This window comes from Eikenella longinqua, assembly GCF_001648355.1.
GTDB classification, from domain to species: domain Bacteria; phylum Pseudomonadota; class Gammaproteobacteria; order Burkholderiales; family Neisseriaceae; genus Eikenella; species Eikenella longinqua.
In genome coordinates this window covers 69497-85842 of the sequence record NZ_LXSL01000011.1, presented here as the reverse complement: position 1 = coordinate 85842, position 16346 = coordinate 69497, and the positions used below count along the sequence as shown (strand labels likewise).

Below are 16346 nucleotides of genomic sequence, written 5' to 3'. Positions count from 1 at the left end.
ACCCCATTGGCGCTGCCTGCTGAGGCTACCTGAAAACGAACGTAGTGAGTTTCTGCGAAGCTAAAACGCTAGCTTCAACGTGATTAAAATGAGCGCAGCACATTTCTGCGTAGCTAAAAATTTCATTGCCACCCAATAATATGAAACCCGATTTCCACATCAACGGCCGCCCCATCGGCGGCGCCCACCCGCCCTACATCATTGCCGAAATGTCGGCCAACCATAACGGCAGCCTGCAAACCGCCTTCAAAATCATTGAAGAAGCCAAAGCTGCCGGCGCGGATGCCGTCAAAATCCAAACCTACACCGCCGACACCATCACGCTGCGCAGCAACGCGCCCGATTTCCAAATCAAAGGCGGCCTGTGGGACGGCCAAACCCTGCACGAGCTGTATCAAAAGGCGCATATGCCTTGGGAATGGCACCAGCTCCTGTTTGATTTTGCCCGCGAGCAGGGTATTACCATTTTCAGCTCGCCCTTCGATTTCACCGCCGTGGATTTGCTGGAAAGCCTGAACGCCCCGGCCTACAAAATCGCTTCGTTTGAAGCAGTGGATTTGCCGCTGATCCGCTATGTGGCGCAAACCGGCAAACCGATGATTGTGTCCACCGGCATGGCCGATGCCGAAGAAATCGCCGAAGCCGTGGCCGCCGCGCGCGAGGGTGGCTGCAAAGAATTGGTGCTGCTGCACTGCGTGAGCGGCTATCCCGCCCCGGCGGCAGACTACAACCTGCGTACGCTGCCCGATATGGCGCGGCGCTTCGGCGTGCCGGCGGGTTTGTCCGACCACACGTTCGACAACACCACCGCCATCGCCGCCGTGGCGCTCGGCGCCTGCGTGATTGAAAAACATTTCACGCTGGATAGAAACGGCGGCGGCCCGGATGACAGTTTTTCTTTAGAACCGCAAGATTTGGCCGCGCTGTGCCGCGACAGCCGCACTGCCTGGCAGGCGCTGGGGCAGGCCGATTACGGCTTGAAATCGAGCGAGCAGGGCAATATCCAGTTCCGCCGTTCGCTGTATTTTGTGAAAGACCTGAAAGCGGGCGACATCATCGGCGCCGACTGTATCCGCAGCGTGCGCCCCGGCTACGGGCTGGCGCCGAAGCATTACGACGCGCTCATCGGCAAACGCCTGCGCCGCGATGTGGCGGCCAATACGGCTACTGGCTGGGATTGCGTGGAAGAGTAGGAAATTTTAGCTATGCAGAAACTCACTGCGTTCGTTTTCAGGTAGCCTCAAGCGGTTCGCAGAGGCTACCTGAAAAATGCCAACATGAAGATTTTAAAAGACAGCCTGATCTACCTTATCGGCGAAATGCTGGCCAAGGCCATGCCCTTTCTGCTGCTGCCCTACCTCACGCGCAAGCTGGGCACGGCGGGCTTTGGCGAGCTGTCGTATTATCAGGCGGCGTTTTCGCTGCTGCTGATCGGCTTCGGCATGAGCCAAGACGGCGCGGTAACGCGTTATTACTATGTGTATGGTCAGCGCAACCTGCACAGCGTGGTGTATGCCGGCGCGCTGTATACGGCGGCGGCGGCGCTGTTCGGCCTGTTGGCGGCGTGGCAGCTGCGTTCGCTGCCCTTGGCGGCGGTGGTGTGCGCGGCGGCGGCGCAAACGGCTTTGGCCACGCAGCTGAGCCTGCGCCAATGCCGCAAGCAGGCGCTCTCCTACACCGCCATCCAGTTCGGCAGCAGCTTATTCACCACCGTGCTCACGGTGTGGCTGTTGGAAATGAGCGCGGATTATCCGGTGGAGCGGCGCTTTTTGGCTCTGTTTGCCGGCAATGCGCTGGTGTCGCTGGCGGCGTATGGGCTGTATCGGCGCGGCGCGGGGCGGCTGGGCTTCAGCCGGCGGCGGGTGCGTCAGGCGCTGGGCTATATTTTGGCTTTCGGGCTGCCGCTGGTGGTGCACCATGCGGGCAACTATGTGAAGGGGCAGTTCGACCGCGTGGTGATTTACCAGGGCTATTCGGCGGCTACGCTGGGCGTGTATTCGGCGGGCTACCAAACCGCCAGCGTGCTGGGCGTGCTGTTGCTGGCGCTGAATAAAGCCACGGTGCCGTATTATTACCAGGCTTTGCGCAGCGGCAAAATCACGGCGGCCACGGTGCGCCGCTGGTCGCTGCTTTCGCTGGCGGCGGCGCCGCTGCCGGCGCTGGTGGCGTGGCTGCTGCCGGAGCGGTGGTTTTTGTGGCTGCTCGGCGCGCAGTATGCGGGCGTGCACCATTATATCTGCCTGTTTTTGCTTGGTTTCGGTTTGATGGTGCCGTATTATTTGCAGGTGAATTATTTGTTTTACCACGCGCAAAACCGGCGTATTGCCTTCACGTCGCTGCTCTCGGCGGGCGGCTATCTGCTGGTGTTGCTGCTCACGGCGCGGGTGGGCATAGCGTGGGTGCCGCTGGCGATGATTGCCGGCAATGTGTTGATTTTCCCGATATTATTCCGGCAGGTGAAACCGTATGGCTGAGTTGGCAAACCTGATTATCTGCCTCACGCCTTTGCAGGCGCTGATGGCGCGGCGGCTGATGGAGCAGCGTGCGCCGCAGCCTTTCGATTTGCTGATGCTGTGCTACGAAGATGCAGACAACGCCAAGTTCCGGCATTATTTTCAGGTAGCCTCTGCGGGCAGCCGCCATGCCGAATATGCCCTGATTCCGCAAAGCAAATTGCGGCGCGAGCTCGGCCTGCCGCGCCTGTTGCGCGGGCTGGATGGGCAATACGCCACCGCCTTTGCCGCCAGCATCGACAACCCGAACGTGCAATACGTGCTGAACAAAATCCGCTTCGCCGCGCTGGAAACCTTCGACGACGGCACGGGCAATCTGATTCCCGGCAGCGTGCTCTACCGCAACAGCGGCAACTGCCAGCGCCACCTGATGAACCGCCTGCGCGGCATCCGCCTGCAAACCGAAGACTTGCGCCGCCTCTCGCAACGGCACCACACGCTCTACCCCGGCCAGCCCAATATTGCCGCGCCCACCGTGCCGCTGGATTTGTGGGCGGCAGCCGGGCAAGGGCTACCTGAAAACGAGCGCAGCGAGTTTCGCCAAAACGAGCACAGCGAGTTTCGCCGAAATGAACGAAGTGAGTTGCTGCATGGCGAAAACGGCGTAGCAAACGAGCTTGGCGCAAACGGGAGGCTACCTGAAAAATGCGGGGAGCCAGCCGCCCGCACCCGCCGCATCCTGCTCGGCCAGCCATTGCTGCCTAATGCGGCAGATAACGCCGCGCTGGCCGAAAGCCTGCTGCGCCGTTTCGACATCGGCGAATATTTTCCGCACCCGCGCGAAACCTACCGCGTATCCGGCGCGCGATATATTGCCAGCCCGCTGATTTTTGAAGATTATTTGCTGGAATGCCTGCGCGCCGAGCCCAACACCCGCTTCGAGGTGTACCACCTCATCAGCACCGCCGCGCTGAATGTGCACGCCTTTCCGCGCACCGCCGTGTATGCCGTGCGCCCCGCGCAGCCTGCGTTTCAAACGCCTGCCGCCGTGCGGATTTACGAAGTGATGGCGCAGCTGGGCATCCCGATTATTGATTTAGAAGACCACACCGAATGAGTAGCGCCTTCCTAATCCTGTGTCACCGCCCGCCGCTGTATTGGCTGCGGCTGGCCGAGCGCCACCCCGAAATCCGCCTGCTGCTGCACTACGATGCCAAGGCAGACATCGGTGCCCTGCCACCCCTGCCACCGAATGCGCAGCTTATCCCGCAGCGCGTGGATATCCGCTGGGCGGGCTTCAGCATGGTGCAGGCCACGCTGCACCTGATGCGTGCCGCGCTGGCCGAGGAAGGCATCCGCTTTGTGCACCTGGCCAGCGGCAACTGCGTGTTGTTGAAACCGCCTGCGCAAATCGAGCGCGAATTTGCCGAACTGCCGCTCGGCAGCCTGCTCTTGGAATGCCGCCCCGCACCGCGCCTGCGCTACCGCGTGCGCTTCAACACGCCGCATGCCGACACCGCCTGGCAGCGCAGCCTGCCCGGCAAATTGCTTACCAAAGTTTTTCAGGTAGCCGATAAAATCCTGCCCGCCGCGCAAACCGCCTATGCCGGCAGCCAATGGTTTTCCGCCGACCGCGCCGCCTTACAAACGCTGCTGCATGCGGCAGACGAGCCGACCTGCGCTTTCTTCCGCAAGAAGCTCTGCCCGGACGAGCATTTCTTCCAATACTTGGTGAAAAGGCTACCTGAAAACGAGCGCAGCGAGTTTCGCCAAAACGAGCGCAGCGAGCTTCGCCCCAACGCCGGCCTCACCCTGTTTCCGCACAACCGCCGCTATATCCGCTTCGCCCCGGGCAGCAACCATCCGGACATTTTGGCCTTGCCCGAGCTGCACGCCCTGCAAAATGGCCAAAATTGGCTGGCGCGTAAGGTGGCCGACGACACCGCGCTGCGTTTTTTAGCCGAAACGGAAGAGGGGGCGGCATGACGGCGCGTGAGCAAAATCAGTTTGGGCCAAACCCGCTTTCAGGTAGCCTGGCAGCTGGGGAAACGCCGCCGTTTTCCGTGCTGATGTCGCTGTATGCGCGCGAGCAGCCGGAATATCTGCGCCAATGCTTGGCCAGTTTGGCCGCGCAAACGCGGATGCCGGATGAAATCGTGCTGGTGTACGACGGCGGGCTACCTGAAAATTTGGAAGCAGTAGTTACAGAGTTTTCAGGTAGCCTGCCGCTGAAGGTTGTGCGGCTGCCGCAAAATGTGGGGCTGGGGCGGGCGCTGAATGCCGGCTTACAGGCCTGCTCGCACGAATGGGTCTGCCGCATGGATACGGATGATGTTTGCCACCCCGAGCGTTTTGCGCGGCAGCTGGCTTTTGTGGCGGCGCATCCGCAGCTGGACGTGTGCGGCAGCCAGATTGACGAATTTGCGCACACGCCGGATGATGCCGCGCACAGCCGCCGCGTGCCCTGCGCACACGAAGAGATTGCGCGTTTTGCCAAAAGCCGCAATCCCATCAACCACATGACGGTGTGCTACCGCAAATCGGCGGTGCTGGCGGCGGGCAATTATCAGCATGCGCCGCTGTATGAGGATTATGATTTGTGGGTGCGCATGCTGCTGCAAGGCTGCTGTTTCGCCAACCTGCCCGAAGTGCTGGTGTATGCGCGCGCGGGCGATGAGATGTATCGGCGGCGCGGCGGCTGGGCTTATGCGAAAAACGAGCTGGCCATGCAGCGGCGTTTCTACCGCGCGGGCTTTCTGAGCGCTGGGCAGTGGGCGAAAAACGTGCTGCTGCGGCTGCCGGTGCGGCTGCTGCCCAACGGGGTGCGGCAGTGGGTGTATCGGGTGTGGTTGAGGAAGTAATTTCAGGTAGCCTGTGGGATTCAGCAAACTGACAAACGAGAAATAAAAAACATAATGAAAACGATAAAAATGACCCTGCGCTTTGTCGCGGCCGCCTTGGTAATTTTGATTGCGCCGGCGTGGTGGTTTTGGCCGCCGCGCGAGCTGTCGCACCCCACGGCCACGAATCTTTCCAGCTATAGCCTGCTCCTGGCCGGCCTACTGCTTTCCTATGCCTTGAGCCGCAACCTCACGCGCTTTCCCGGCGAGCGTTCCAAGCTGTCGGTGATCCCCGTGTCGGCCATCGGGCTGGGGCTGCCGCTGGTGTTTGCCGCCATGCTGCGCCTGCCGTATTCGGTGTATTACCTGGCGGCGGGTTTCGCGCTCACCGTGCTGTATCTGTTTGCCGAAACCTGGCTGGAGAAGCGGCACATCCGCCATCTGTATTACATCGACGTGGCAGGCATGTGCGATTTGCCGCAGCTATCGAACATCCGCTGGCACGAGCTCGCCGAGCCGAGGCTGCCTGCAAACGAGCGCGTGAACACGGTGGTAACCAATCTGCACGCGCCCGATTTGGGAGCGGAGTGGCAGCGCTTCCTGGCTGACTGCACCCTGCGCGGCATTGCGGTTTACAACATCCGCCAAGTGGAAGAATCGCTCACCGGCCGCGTGAAAATCCGGCATATGTATGAAAACGACCTGGGTTCGCTTCTGCCCAGCCCGGCCTATATGGCCATCAAGCAGGTGCTGGAAAGCTTGCTGGTGTTGGCCAGCCTGCCGCTCACGCTGCCGCTGATGCTGGCCACGGCGTTGGCCGTGCGCCTGGAAAGCCCGGGGCCGGTGTTGTTTGTGCAAAACCGCGTGGGGCGGGGCGGGCGCGAGTTTAAGATTTACAAGTTCCGCAGCATGGTGTGCGATTCGGAAAAACACGGCGCGCAGCTGGCGCAGCAGGGCGATGCGCGCGTGACCCGCACCGGCCGCTTCATCCGCAAAACCAGGCTAGACGAGCTGCCGCAGTTTTGGAACATCATCAAGGGCGATATGGCGCTCATCGGGCCGCGCCCCGAGCAGAAAGTGTTTGTGCAGCAGTTTGAAGCGAGCATCCCGTTCTACAACTACCGCCATATCGTGCGCCCCGGCCTCTCCGGCTGGGCGCAGGTGATGCAGGGCTATGCCGGCAACACCGACGAAACCCAAGTGAAAATCGAGCACGATTTCTACTACATCAAGCACTTCTCCTTTGCGCTGGACGTGCTGATTCTGTTTAAAACGCTGAAGACGATTATCACCGGCTTTGGCGCGAGATGATTTTCAGGTAGCCTCTTGCTCATTGCCAAAGGCTACCTGAAAACTTGAAAACGAGCGAAGCAAGTTTCTGCGAAGCTAAAACGAGCGCAATCAGTTTCGGCCAAACCGAAAGACAATAGAAAGGAAACCCATGCCCACCATCCTCATCACCGGCGGCGCCGGTTTCATCGGCTCGCACACCGCAGTCGAGCTGCTGCAAGCCGGATACCGCACCGTGATTTTAGACAATTTGTGCAACGCCTCGCCGCAGGTGCTGCCGCGCATTGCCGAGCTGGGCGGCAGCGAGCCCGTGTTCTACCGTGGCGACATTCGCGACCGCGCCCTTTTGCAGCAGATTTTTGCCGCGCACCGCATCGACACCGTGATGCACTTCGCCGGCCTCAAAGCCGTGGGCGAGAGCGTGCGTGAGCCGGTGAAATACTACGATAACAACGTTTCAGGTAGCCTCATCCTGCTGGAAGAAATGCTGGCTGCCGGCGTGAAAAGCATCGTGTTCAGCTCCTCCGCCACCGTGTATGGCAGCCCCGAGCGCATGCCGATTACCGAAAACATGCCCACCGGCGCCACCACCAACCCCTACGGCACGTCCAAGCACATGGTTGAGCGCATCCTGCAAGACACGCAGGCCGCCCGCCCCGATTTGAGCGTGATTTTATTGCGCTATTTCAACCCCATCGGCGCCCATCCCAGCGGACGCATTGGCGAGCAGCCCAACGGCATCCCCAACAACCTCCTGCCCTACATCTGCCAAGTGGCCGCAGGCAGGCTGGCCGAGCTCTCCGTGTTCGGCAGCGACTACCCCACCCGCGACGGCACCGGTGTGCGCGACTACATCCACGTGGTCGATTTGGCGCACGGCCACCTCAAAACCATGCAGGCCAAAGCCCGGCAGCCCGGCGTGCACACCTACAACCTAGGCACGGGGCAGGGCTATTCCGTGCTCGAAATCGTCCGCGCGTTTGAAGCCGCCAGCGGCCAACGCGTGCCCTATGCGCTCAAACCGCGCCGCAGCGGCGACATCGCCGAATGCTATGCCGACCCGGGCAAAGCCGCCGCCGAAATCGGCTGGCAGGCGGAATTCGGCATTGCCGAGATGATGCGCGATTCCTGGCGCTGGCAGCAGGATAATCCGAACGGCTTTGCAGATTGAGCGGGCAACGGCCGGGCGGCCGGAAAAATATTGCCGGCATTTTCAGGTAGCCTAAATTTTCAGGTAGCCTGAAAGGTGGGCTAAAACCAACATCGCTGTAGGTAAATAATAAGTTTTATTTTTATCAAACAAATTCAGTAGATTAGATTTGTTTCCACAGCTTTTACCGAATCTTGCAGGCTACCTGAAAAAGACGATTTGTCTAAAAAATTTGAATGCCTGCCAGCCCTTCGCTATCATGGCAACGCAAGCAGAGGTGAATCACGGCGGAATCAATCCAGCCGTGCCGTTCCCTGCAAACCTTGGAGAGAAATATGCAGAAAACTTTGATTTCCTTATCCGTTTTGGCTCTGTCGGCCGCCGTGCAGGCCGCGCCCGCCGAAGAAGGCACGCCGATTCATCCGATTAACGACGGCCGCTACACCGTATCGCTGGGTTATGTGCACAGCCACGCCAAGACCGACCCGCTCAAAACCAGCGGCGACGGCGTAACCCTGCAAGGCCGCGCCGACCTGCCCTTGGCCGACCAGCACGCCATCCGCACCGAACTGGGCTACGAATACCGCGACAGCGATGTGAAGGTGGAAGGCGAGAAAATCATCAATGGCGCCAACACCCATAATGTAGATGTGTATGCCGGCTACCTGTATTCCCCTTCCGGCTTTAAAAACGGCGGTTTGCGCGTGGGTGGCGGTGTGGGCTACAGCCACGGCAAAACCGATTTGCACAGCCACCAGGTTGATCCTGACGGCGATGCCGTAGACACCCGCGCCAACAACCTCTATCTGAAAGCGCATGCCGAATACGAGCAACAGCTGGGCAGCGGCTGGAGCATCACGCCGTGGGGCGAAGCCAAAGTCAGCGTACACCGCCGCGTGGAAGACAAATACACCCAAATCGAGTATGAAAGCGACGGCAAATACAAGCAAAACAGCTACAGCCTCGGCCTGGGTGTGGACGTAAACAAGCAGCTGAACGACAGCCTCAGCCTCACCTTCGGCCCCTACTACCGCTACACACGGGATAAAGCCACCAGCTTCACCCACGAAGGCGAAACCGTGGAAGTGGAAAAAACCCGCCAACATTCCTTCGGCATCCGCGGCGGGCTGCGTTTCTAAACCGCCCGGCCCAAGCTATACCCCTTTCCGCCAAGCGGCAAGGGGTTTTCTTTTCCCAAACAGCCGGCCGCCCCGCCTTTCAGGCTACCTGAAACATTGATACAATTTCCCACTTCCCCAATCCAAGCAAAGAAGCACCGCCATGAAAGCCTCCCAATTCTTCATTTCCACCCTCAAAGAAGCCCCCACCGAAGCCGCGCTGGCCAGCCACAAGCTCATGCTGCGCGCCGGCCTGATCAAAGCCAACGCCTCCGGGCTCTACACTTGGATGCCCATGGGCTTGCGCGTGTTGCGCAAAGTGGAGGCCGTGGTGCGCGAAGAGATGAACCGCGCCGGCGCCATCGAGCTTTTGATGCCGGTGATTCAGCCTGCCGATTTGTGGAAAGAAAGCGGCCGCTGGGATTTCTACGGCGACGAACTGCTGCGCATCACCGACCGCCACGACAACCTCTTCTGCTTCAGCCCCACCTGCGAAGAGCTGATTACCGACATCGTGCGCAAAGAAATCACCAGCTATAAGCAGCTGCCGAAAAACTTCTACCACATCCAAACCAAATTCCGCGACGAGCGCCGCCCCCGTTTCGGCGTGATGCGCGCGCGCGAATTCATCATGAAAGACGCCTATTCCTTCCACACCGACTACGAATCCCTCGTGCGCGACGGCTACCAGCCCATGTATGACGCCTACTGCCGCGTGTTCGACCGCCTGGGCCTCGACTACCGCCCCGTGGCCGCCGACACCGGCAGCATCGGCGGCACCGGCTCGCACGAATTCCAAGTGTTGGCCGAGAGCGGCGAAGACGTGATTGCCTACAGCAGCGAATCCGATTTCGCCGCCAATATCGAGCTCGCCGCCACCCTGCGCCAAAGCGGCGAACGCGCCCCCGCGCAAGAAACGCTCGCGAAAGTGCACACTCCGGGCGTAAAAACCATCGCCGCGCTGGTGGAATTTTTGCAAATCCCGATTGAGCGCACGCTCAAATCCATCGTGGTGGAAGGCGAAGAAGAAGGCGAACTTGTGCTGCTGCTGTTGCGCGGCGACCACGAATTCAACGAAATCAAAGCCGAAAAACTGCCCGGCGTGAAAAGCCCGCTGGCCATGGCTTCGCCCGAAGCCATCCAAGCCCAATTCGGCGCCAACGGCGGCTCGCTCGGCCCCGTGGGCTTTGCCGGCAAAGTGTATGCCGACTTCGCCGTGGAAAAACTGGCCGACACGGTAATCGGCGCCAACGCAGACGATTGGCACTACACCGGCTTCAACTTCGGCCGCGACTGCCCCGAGCCCGAATTTGCCGACATCCGAAACGCGGTGGAAGGCGACCCCAGCCCTTGCGGCAAAGGCTACCTGAAACTCGCGCGCGGCATCGAAGTCGGCCACGTGTTCCAGCTGCGCGACAAATATTCCGCCGCCCTCAAAGCCAGCTTCCTCGACAACAACGGCAAATCGCAAATCATGGAAATGGGCTGCTACGGCATCGGCATCACCCGCATCGTGGCTGCCGCCATCGAGCAAAACAACGACGAGCGCGGCATCATCTGGACCAACGCCATGGCGCCCTTCCAAGCCGTGATCGTGCCGATGAACTACAAAAAATCCGAAGCCGTGCGCGCTGCCGCCGACCAAATCTACGCCGAGCTCAGTGCCGCCGGCATCGATGTGCTGCTCGACGACCGCGACGAACGAGCCGGCGTGCTGCTGGCTGATTCCGAGCTGCTTGGCATCCCGCACCGCATCGCCATCGGCGACCGCGGCCTGAAAGAAGGCAAAGTGGAATACACCGAGCGGCGCAGCGGCGAAACCGAATTGGTGGCCGCGGGCGAGATTGCCGCCAAGCTGAAAGCCCTGCTGGCCTAATGCCGCAGCGGATTAGAGGCTACCTGAAAAACAGTTTTCAGGTAGCCTCTTTCTTTTCAGATTGGCAGAAACTCAGTTTTGGCTATGCCAATGCAACGCTTTAACTTGCTTTGAAGCCCACGTTTTCAGGTAGCCCTTATGCCCGAACGTTCTATCTCTCCAAACAAACGATTATTTAGCCTCCCGCCTGCTTTCCGCTACAATCCCGCTCTTTCCCAACCACACATAAAGGAACCCAAACATGGCACGCCTCCCCATCCACACCGTCGAAACCGCCCCCGAAGCCGCCAAGCCGCGCGTGGAAGCCGCGCTCAAGGCCAACGGCTTCATCCCCAACCTCATCGGCGTGCTCGCCAATGCGCCCGAAGCCCTGGCGTTTTATCAGGAAGTGGGCAAGCTCAATGCTGCCAACAGCCTCACCCCGGGCGAAGTGGAAGTGGTGCAGATTATCGCCGCCAAAACCAACGAATGCGGCTTCTGCGTGGCCGGCCACACCAAAATCGCCACCCTGAAAAAGCTGCTTTCCGAGCAGGCCATCCAAGCTTCCCGCGAGTTGAACCCCGCCGCCTTCGACGATGCCAAACTCGCCGCCCTGGCCGCCTTCACCCAAGCCGTGATGGCGAAAAAAGGCGCGGTGTCCGATGCCGAACTGCAAGCCTTCTTGGATGCAGGCTACAACCGACAGCAGGCGGTGGAAGTGGTGATGGGCGTGGCGCTGGCCACCCTGTGCAACTACACCAACAACCTGGCGCAAACCGCCATCAACCCCGAATTGCAGGATTACGCCTAAGCCGCTTGAGGCTACCTGAAAATCGGACAAACAGCTGGAAACGCATCGTTGCTTTCCGGCTGTTTCTTTTGCCCGCCTGTGCCCATGCTTTTTCAGGTAGCCTGTTTGCAGGATAATAGGGCTTTGTCTGAAACGTTTTCTCTCACTGAATGGCGTATGCACAAAATTCTTGCGTTTCTCCGCCGCCGTTTGCACCTGCTCGCGCTGCTCAGCTTGGCGGGCGTAATCATCGGGCAGCTTGGCGGTCTGCATTGGCTGGCGGAGCTGTTTAGCCATTTCCTGCCGTATTATGCGGCGGTGTTTGCTTTGGCGGCGCTGTGGCCGCAGCGGCGGTGGCGTGCGGTGTGGCTGGGTTGTGCGGCGGCATCGCTGCTATGGCTGGCGCAGCCGTTTGCTTTGCCCTCAGCGGGGCAGGGCGGCTCGCGGCTGGTGTGGTACAACGTGCATTTGGATAATCCGGCCGCGGCGGAAGAGGGCGCGGCGCTGCTCGCGGAAGGGGCGGACATATTGGCGCTGGGCGAAATCAATTTGGACGATATGGGCTGGCAGGCTTTGCGCGAGGCGTATCCGCACGGCTGCGAGCGCCGTGAACACAGCCCGTTTGCGCTGGCCTTGTGGAGCCGTGCGCCGCTGGCGGCCTGCGAAGTGCGCATGCTGGGCGATTACCCCTATATACGCGCCCAAACGGCAGACGGCACGGCGGTGTATGCGCTGCACCCGCCGCCGCCCATCAGCAGCGAGCTGGCGGCGGCGCGGCAGGCTTATCTGGCCGAAACGGCCGCTGCCATAGCTGCCGAACCGCGCGCGCTGGCGGTGGGCGATTTCAACAGCAGCCCGTTTTCGCCGCTGTTCCGCCGTTTTGTGCACACCAGCGGCGCGCAGCCGGCCACGCGCTATTTCACGCCGACATGGCAGCCGTTTTTCCTGAATATCGATCATGTGCTGGCGAAGAATTTGGCTGCGGCGGTGCGGCCTTTGCCGTGGCGGCATTCGGATCATCGGGCGTTGCGGGTGGAGTATCGGTGAGCTTGGGTGGCATGCGGTTTGAATTTTGTTGGAGCTTGGTTTTCAGGTAGCCTTTGCTTGGCTTGGGGCTACCTGAAAAATTTGGCGCTTGGCAAAGGGGTTTGGTTTGGCTTTGCGGAAACTCCGCGGCGCCGTTTTAGCTTCGCAGAAACTCAGCTTCCTTCGGAAACTTCGTTTTCAGGTAGCCTTGAGCAGGTTTGGCTTGGCAAATCGGCGAGGCCTCCGTATAATTCGCGCTCTCTATGGCGGGTCTCCCCGCATGCAGGTTTGGGACAAGGGGTCAGGTGCGGAAGCAAGCAGCCCATCTCGAATTCGGCAGTGCCGGGGTTCCGGCTCGCCACCCCATAGAAAAACCGCTCCGGTTGCTGCCGGAGCGGTTTTGTTTGCTTGCTTATTTGTAGAAGCGCTCGATGGAGTGGATTTTCAGCGAGCTGACGTTGCATTTCTCTGCCACGAATTTTTTAAATTCGGCTTGGTTCAGGTAGCGAATTTCTTCGCGCGGCAGTTGCAGCAGCACTTGGCGGCTGCGGCTGGCGTTCATTGCGTCGGCAATGGTAACGACGTAGTTGGTGGTTTTTTTTGTCATGATTTACCTCTCTTTATTTAGCTATTCCGGCAAAATGGGATAATTGTTCAACGTTATCCGGCAGTTTGCTTGATGGGGGGAATACTAAATTATCTGTTTTGTTTGCGCAAGTTTGGGAAAAGTAAAGATAGGCGGGGCAATGTAAATATAGAGGTGTAGGTAAAACAAGTGTTTGCAAAACAGTGTATTACCATTTTTTTGCCGACAATTCGTCGGTGAGCTGCTGCAAAAGCTGGAGGCGGTCGGGGCGGATTTGGCCGGCTTCGGCGGCGGCTTTCACGGCACAGCCGGGCTCTTGGCGGTGGGTGCAGTTGTGGAATTTGCATTGGCCGATGAGGTGGCGCATATCGGGGAAATAGTGCAATAGTGAGGCTACCTGAAGATGGTGCAGGCCGAATTCCTGCAAGCCGGGGGAATCGATGATGTGGGTGTGGTTGTTTAGGTCGTAGAGCTGGGCATGGGTGGTGGTGTGTTTGCCGGAATCGAGGGCGCTGGAGATGTCGTTGGTGCGGGCGATGCTTTGGCCGAGCAGGGCGTTGATGAGGGTGGATTTGCCCATGCCGCTTTGGCCGAGCAGGATGTTGGTGTGCCCGCTCAACACCGGCAGCAGGGCGGCGGCATCGCGCACGGCGCTGACGGCGAGTACGGGGTAGCCCAAGCCTTCGTAAAACGCCAGTTTGCCACGCCATTGTGCCGTTTCCGGCAAATCGGTTTTGTTGAGCACGATTACCGCGCGGATGCCGGCCGCTTCTGCCGCCAGCAGGGCGCGTTGCAGCAGCGGCTCGCTGGGCGTGGGCACGGCGGCCAGCACAATCAAGAGCTGGCTCACGTTGGCGGCAATCAGCTTGGTTTTCCAAGCATCTTGGCGGTAGAGCAGGCTGCGGCGCGGCAGGAAGTCTTCAATCACCGCCTGCTCGCCGTTCACCGGCGTGATGTGCACCTGGTCGCCGCAGGCGAAGTCCACGCGCTTTTTGCGGGTGGTGGCTTCGAAGGTTTGGCCGTGCGGCGTGCGTACGATGAAGCGGCGGCCATAGCTGGTGATGATTTGGGCGGTGTCGGTCATGGCGGGGCGGGCGCGGGTTGGGAAGCCGCCATCATAGCAAGCTTTGCCGCGCCAAGGCTAATTTGCCTGCCGTGCCGGGCGGAATGGCTATATAATCCTGTTTTATTTATCCCGACTAAATTATCCCAAACTAACAGGGAAACGCCACACCATGACCACCACGCCGCTTCTCGACACCATCGACTACCCGCAGGATTTGCGCCGTTTGCGCGAAGACCAGCTGCCGCAGCTGGCGGCCGAACTGCGCACCTTCCTGCTCGACAGTATCAGCAAAACCGGCGGCCATTTCGCCAGCAATCTGGGCGCCGTGGAGCTGGCCGTGGCGCTGCATTATGTGTACGACACGCCCAACGACCACCTGATTTGGGACGTGGGCCACCAAAGCTACCCGCACAAAGTGCTTACCGGCCGCCGCAGCCGCATGCACACCATGCGCCAATACGGCGGCCTGGCCGGCTTCCCCAAGCGCTGCGAATCGGAATACGACGATTTCGGCGTAGGGCATTCTTCCACTTCCATCGGCGCCGCGCTGGGCATGGCCGTGGCCGACAAACTTTCAGGTAGCCCCAAGCGCAGTGTGGCCGTGATCGGCGACGGCGCCATGACCGCCGGCCAAGCCTTCGAAGCGCTGAATAACGCCGGCGACATGGATACCGACCTGCTCGTTATCCTCAACGACAACGAAATGTCGATTTCCCCCAATGTGGGCGCCTTTCCCAAATACCTTGCCGGCAGCCAGGCCAAAGACTGGCGCAGCACCCTGCGCAATATCAAGCACAAATCCGAAAAAGTGCTCGACAAGCTCCCCGGCGCGCTGCACATCGCGCAAAAGGTGGAACAGCGGCTCAAGAGCGTGCTCGACGGCTCGCGCATCCGCCCCGATTCCCTGTTTGACAACTTCGGCTTCAGCTACACCGGCCCGGTGGACGGCCACAACGTGCTGCAACTGGTGGCCGTGCTCAAAGAAATGAAGCAGCGCAAAGGCCCGCAGCTCTTGCACGTGCTCACGCAAAAAGGGCAGGGCTACAAGCTGGCCGAAAACGACCCCGTGGGCTTTCATGCCGTGGGCAAATTCAACCCCGACCAAGGCCCGGTGAGCGGCGCGGCCGCCCCTTTGAGCTACACCCAGATTTTCGGCCAATGGCTGTGCGACCAGGCCGCGGCAGACGACAAACTGGCCGCCATCACGCCCGCCATGCGCGAAGGCAGCGGGCTGGTGGAATTCGAGCAGCGCTTTCCCGAGCGCTATTTCGACGTGGGCATTGCCGAGCAGCACGCCGTTACCTTTGCCGCCGGCCTGGCCTGCGGCGGCATGAAGCCCGTGGTAGCGATTTATTCCACCTTCCTCCAGCGCGCCTACGACCAACTGGTGCACGATGTGGCACTGCAAAACCTGCCGGTGCTGTTTGCCATCGACCGCGCCGGCATCGTCGGCGCCGACGGCCCCACCCACGCCGGTGCCTACGATTTGAGCTTCCTGCGCTGCATCCCCAATATGGTGGTGGCCGCGCCCAGCAGCGGCGAAGAATGCCGCCTGCTGCTCTCCACCTGCTACGCGCTGGACGGCCCCGCCGCCGTGCGTTATCCGCGCGGCGCCAGCGGCAGCACCGCTTCGCCGGCCGGTTTGGATACCGTGCCGCTGGGCAAGGGCGTGCTGCGGCGGCAGGGCAAAGGCACCGCCGTGCTGGCCTTCGGCAGCATGGTGCAGCCCGCCTTGCAGGCCGCCGAAGCCGCCGATTGGACGGTGGCCGATATGCGCTTTGTGAAACCGCTGGACGAAGCGCTGATTGCCGAGCTGGCCGCCAGCCACCAGTGGCTGGTGTGCATTGAGGAAAACGCGGTGCAGGGCGGCGCCGGCAGCGCGGTGCTGGAAGTGCTGGCCAAACAGGGCTGCCGCCTGCCCGTGTTGCTGCTGGGCATCGAAGACATCGTAACCGGCCACGGCGACCCCGCCCTGCTGCTGAGCGACTTGGGCTTGAGCGCAGAGAAAATTGCGGCACGGGTGGCCGAGTGGGAGCAGGGGTAGGGATATTCCGGCAAAGCAGATGAGGCTACCTGAAAATGAGCAATGCGATCTTTCAGGTAGCCTTTTGTTGTGCTGAACAGGTGGGCTTTGGTGCATGGAGCCGCCCAATGGAATTCGGACGAGTTGCC

The 16346-nt window shown here is 60.4% G+C and carries 14 protein-coding genes and 1 other RNA gene; 13 read left to right on the top strand and 2 right to left on the bottom strand.

The window, feature by feature from the left end; all coding sequences use genetic code 11:
* Positions 1–140 precede the first annotated feature (140 nt).
* From pseI to ffs, 12 genes are all read left to right on the top strand, one after another.
* Positions 141–1193 (top strand): pseudaminic acid synthase, encoded by a 1053-nt coding sequence (pseI, locus tag A7P95_RS01015; protein ID WP_067589820.1) that lies wholly within the window; start codon positions 141–143, stop codon positions 1191–1193.
* A gap of 84 nt (positions 1194–1277) precedes the next feature.
* Positions 1278–2474, top strand: coding sequence for an oligosaccharide flippase family protein (locus A7P95_RS01010; RefSeq protein ID WP_067589817.1), 1197 nt, complete (start codon positions 1278–1280; stop codon positions 2472–2474).
* The gene (locus A7P95_RS01005; protein WP_067589814.1) at positions 2467–3570 is read left to right on the top strand and encodes a glycosyltransferase family 52; all 1104 of its coding nucleotides are present in this window, start codon (positions 2467–2469) and stop codon (positions 3568–3570) included. Before A7P95_RS01010 ends, A7P95_RS01005 begins: the two co-directional genes overlap by 8 nt.
* Positions 3567–4439 carry a beta-1,6-N-acetylglucosaminyltransferase gene (locus A7P95_RS01000; protein ID WP_067589811.1) on the top strand — a complete coding sequence of 291 codons (873 nt, stop codon included), beginning with the start codon at positions 3567–3569 and terminating at the stop codon, positions 4437–4439. Before A7P95_RS01005 ends, A7P95_RS01000 begins: the two co-directional genes overlap by 4 nt.
* Positions 4436–5314 (top strand): glycosyltransferase family 2 protein, encoded by an 879-nt coding sequence (locus tag A7P95_RS00995; protein ID WP_082890665.1) that lies wholly within the window; start codon positions 4436–4438, stop codon positions 5312–5314. Before A7P95_RS01000 ends, A7P95_RS00995 begins: the two co-directional genes overlap by 4 nt.
* 54 nt (positions 5315–5368) lie before the next feature.
* Complete coding sequence (locus A7P95_RS00990) at positions 5369–6604, top strand: sugar transferase (protein ID WP_082890664.1); 1236 nt, start codon at positions 5369–5371, stop codon at positions 6602–6604.
* Between the two features lie 130 nt (positions 6605–6734).
* Positions 6735–7754 (top strand): UDP-glucose 4-epimerase GalE, encoded by a 1020-nt coding sequence (gene galE / locus A7P95_RS00985; RefSeq protein WP_067589808.1) that lies wholly within the window; start codon positions 6735–6737, stop codon positions 7752–7754.
* Between the two features lie 314 nt (positions 7755–8068).
* Entirely contained in the window at positions 8069–8872 is an 804-nt protein-coding gene (locus A7P95_RS00980) for an outer membrane beta-barrel protein (protein WP_067589805.1), read from the top strand.
* Between the two features lie 142 nt (positions 8873–9014).
* Positions 9015–10727, top strand: a complete 1713-nt coding sequence (locus A7P95_RS00975) for a proline--tRNA ligase (protein ID WP_067589802.1) — start codon at positions 9015–9017, stop codon at positions 10725–10727.
* Positions 10728–10968: 241 nt separating this feature from the next.
* Positions 10969–11517, top strand: a complete 549-nt coding sequence (locus tag A7P95_RS00970; RefSeq protein WP_067589799.1) for a carboxymuconolactone decarboxylase family protein — start codon at positions 10969–10971, stop codon at positions 11515–11517.
* A gap of 156 nt (positions 11518–11673) precedes the next feature.
* Entirely contained in the window at positions 11674–12543 is an 870-nt protein-coding gene (locus A7P95_RS00965) for an endonuclease/exonuclease/phosphatase family protein (RefSeq protein ID WP_067589796.1), read from the top strand.
* 244 nt (positions 12544–12787) lie between these two features.
* Positions 12788–12885, top strand: an RNA gene (ffs, locus tag A7P95_RS00960) — signal recognition particle sRNA small type.
* Between the two features lie 49 nt (positions 12886–12934).
* On the opposite strand, the gene A7P95_RS00955 is transcribed toward ffs, so the two are convergent.
* Entirely contained in the window at positions 12935–13129 is a 195-nt protein-coding gene (locus A7P95_RS00955; RefSeq protein ID WP_067589793.1) for a hypothetical protein, read from the bottom strand.
* Positions 13130–13316: 187 nt separating this feature from the next.
* Positions 13317–14192, bottom strand: coding sequence for a ribosome small subunit-dependent GTPase A (gene rsgA / locus A7P95_RS00950; protein ID WP_067589790.1), 876 nt, complete (start codon positions 14190–14192; stop codon positions 13317–13319).
* A 151-nt stretch (positions 14193–14343) separates the two neighbouring features.
* On the opposite strand from rsgA, the gene dxs reads away from it, so the two are divergent.
* Positions 14344–16218, top strand: coding sequence for a 1-deoxy-D-xylulose-5-phosphate synthase (dxs, locus tag A7P95_RS00945; RefSeq protein ID WP_067589787.1), 1875 nt, complete (start codon positions 14344–14346; stop codon positions 16216–16218).
* The last annotated feature ends 128 nt before the right edge of the window (positions 16219–16346 follow it).

Bases quoted from the DNA above. Each gene is read 5' to 3' on its own strand.
- pseI (WP_067589820.1), top strand. From the start codon at position 141: ATGAAACCCGATTTCCACATCAACGGCCGCCCCATCGGCGGCGCCCAC.
- A7P95_RS01010 (WP_067589817.1), top strand. From the start codon at position 1,278: ATGAAGATTTTAAAAGACAGCCTGATCTACCTTATCGGCGAAATGCTG.
- A7P95_RS01005 (WP_067589814.1), top strand. From the start codon at position 2,467: ATGGCTGAGTTGGCAAACCTGATTATCTGCCTCACGCCTTTGCAGGCG.
- A7P95_RS01000 (WP_067589811.1), top strand. From the start codon at position 3,567: ATGAGTAGCGCCTTCCTAATCCTGTGTCACCGCCCGCCGCTGTATTGG.
- A7P95_RS00995 (WP_082890665.1), top strand. From the start codon at position 4,436: ATGACGGCGCGTGAGCAAAATCAGTTTGGGCCAAACCCGCTTTCAGGT.
- A7P95_RS00990 (WP_082890664.1), top strand. From the start codon at position 5,369: ATGAAAACGATAAAAATGACCCTGCGCTTTGTCGCGGCCGCCTTGGTA.
- galE (WP_067589808.1), top strand. From the start codon at position 6,735: ATGCCCACCATCCTCATCACCGGCGGCGCCGGTTTCATCGGCTCGCAC.
- A7P95_RS00980 (WP_067589805.1), top strand. From the start codon at position 8,069: ATGCAGAAAACTTTGATTTCCTTATCCGTTTTGGCTCTGTCGGCCGCC.
- A7P95_RS00975 (WP_067589802.1), top strand. From the start codon at position 9,015: ATGAAAGCCTCCCAATTCTTCATTTCCACCCTCAAAGAAGCCCCCACC.
- A7P95_RS00970 (WP_067589799.1), top strand. From the start codon at position 10,969: ATGGCACGCCTCCCCATCCACACCGTCGAAACCGCCCCCGAAGCCGCC.
- A7P95_RS00965 (WP_067589796.1), top strand. From the start codon at position 11,674: ATGCACAAAATTCTTGCGTTTCTCCGCCGCCGTTTGCACCTGCTCGCG.
- A7P95_RS00955 (WP_067589793.1), bottom strand. From the start codon at position 13,129: ATGACAAAAAAAACCACCAACTACGTCGTTACCATTGCCGACGCAATG.
- rsgA (WP_067589790.1), bottom strand. From the start codon at position 14,192: ATGACCGACACCGCCCAAATCATCACCAGCTATGGCCGCCGCTTCATC.
- dxs (WP_067589787.1), top strand. From the start codon at position 14,344: ATGACCACCACGCCGCTTCTCGACACCATCGACTACCCGCAGGATTTG.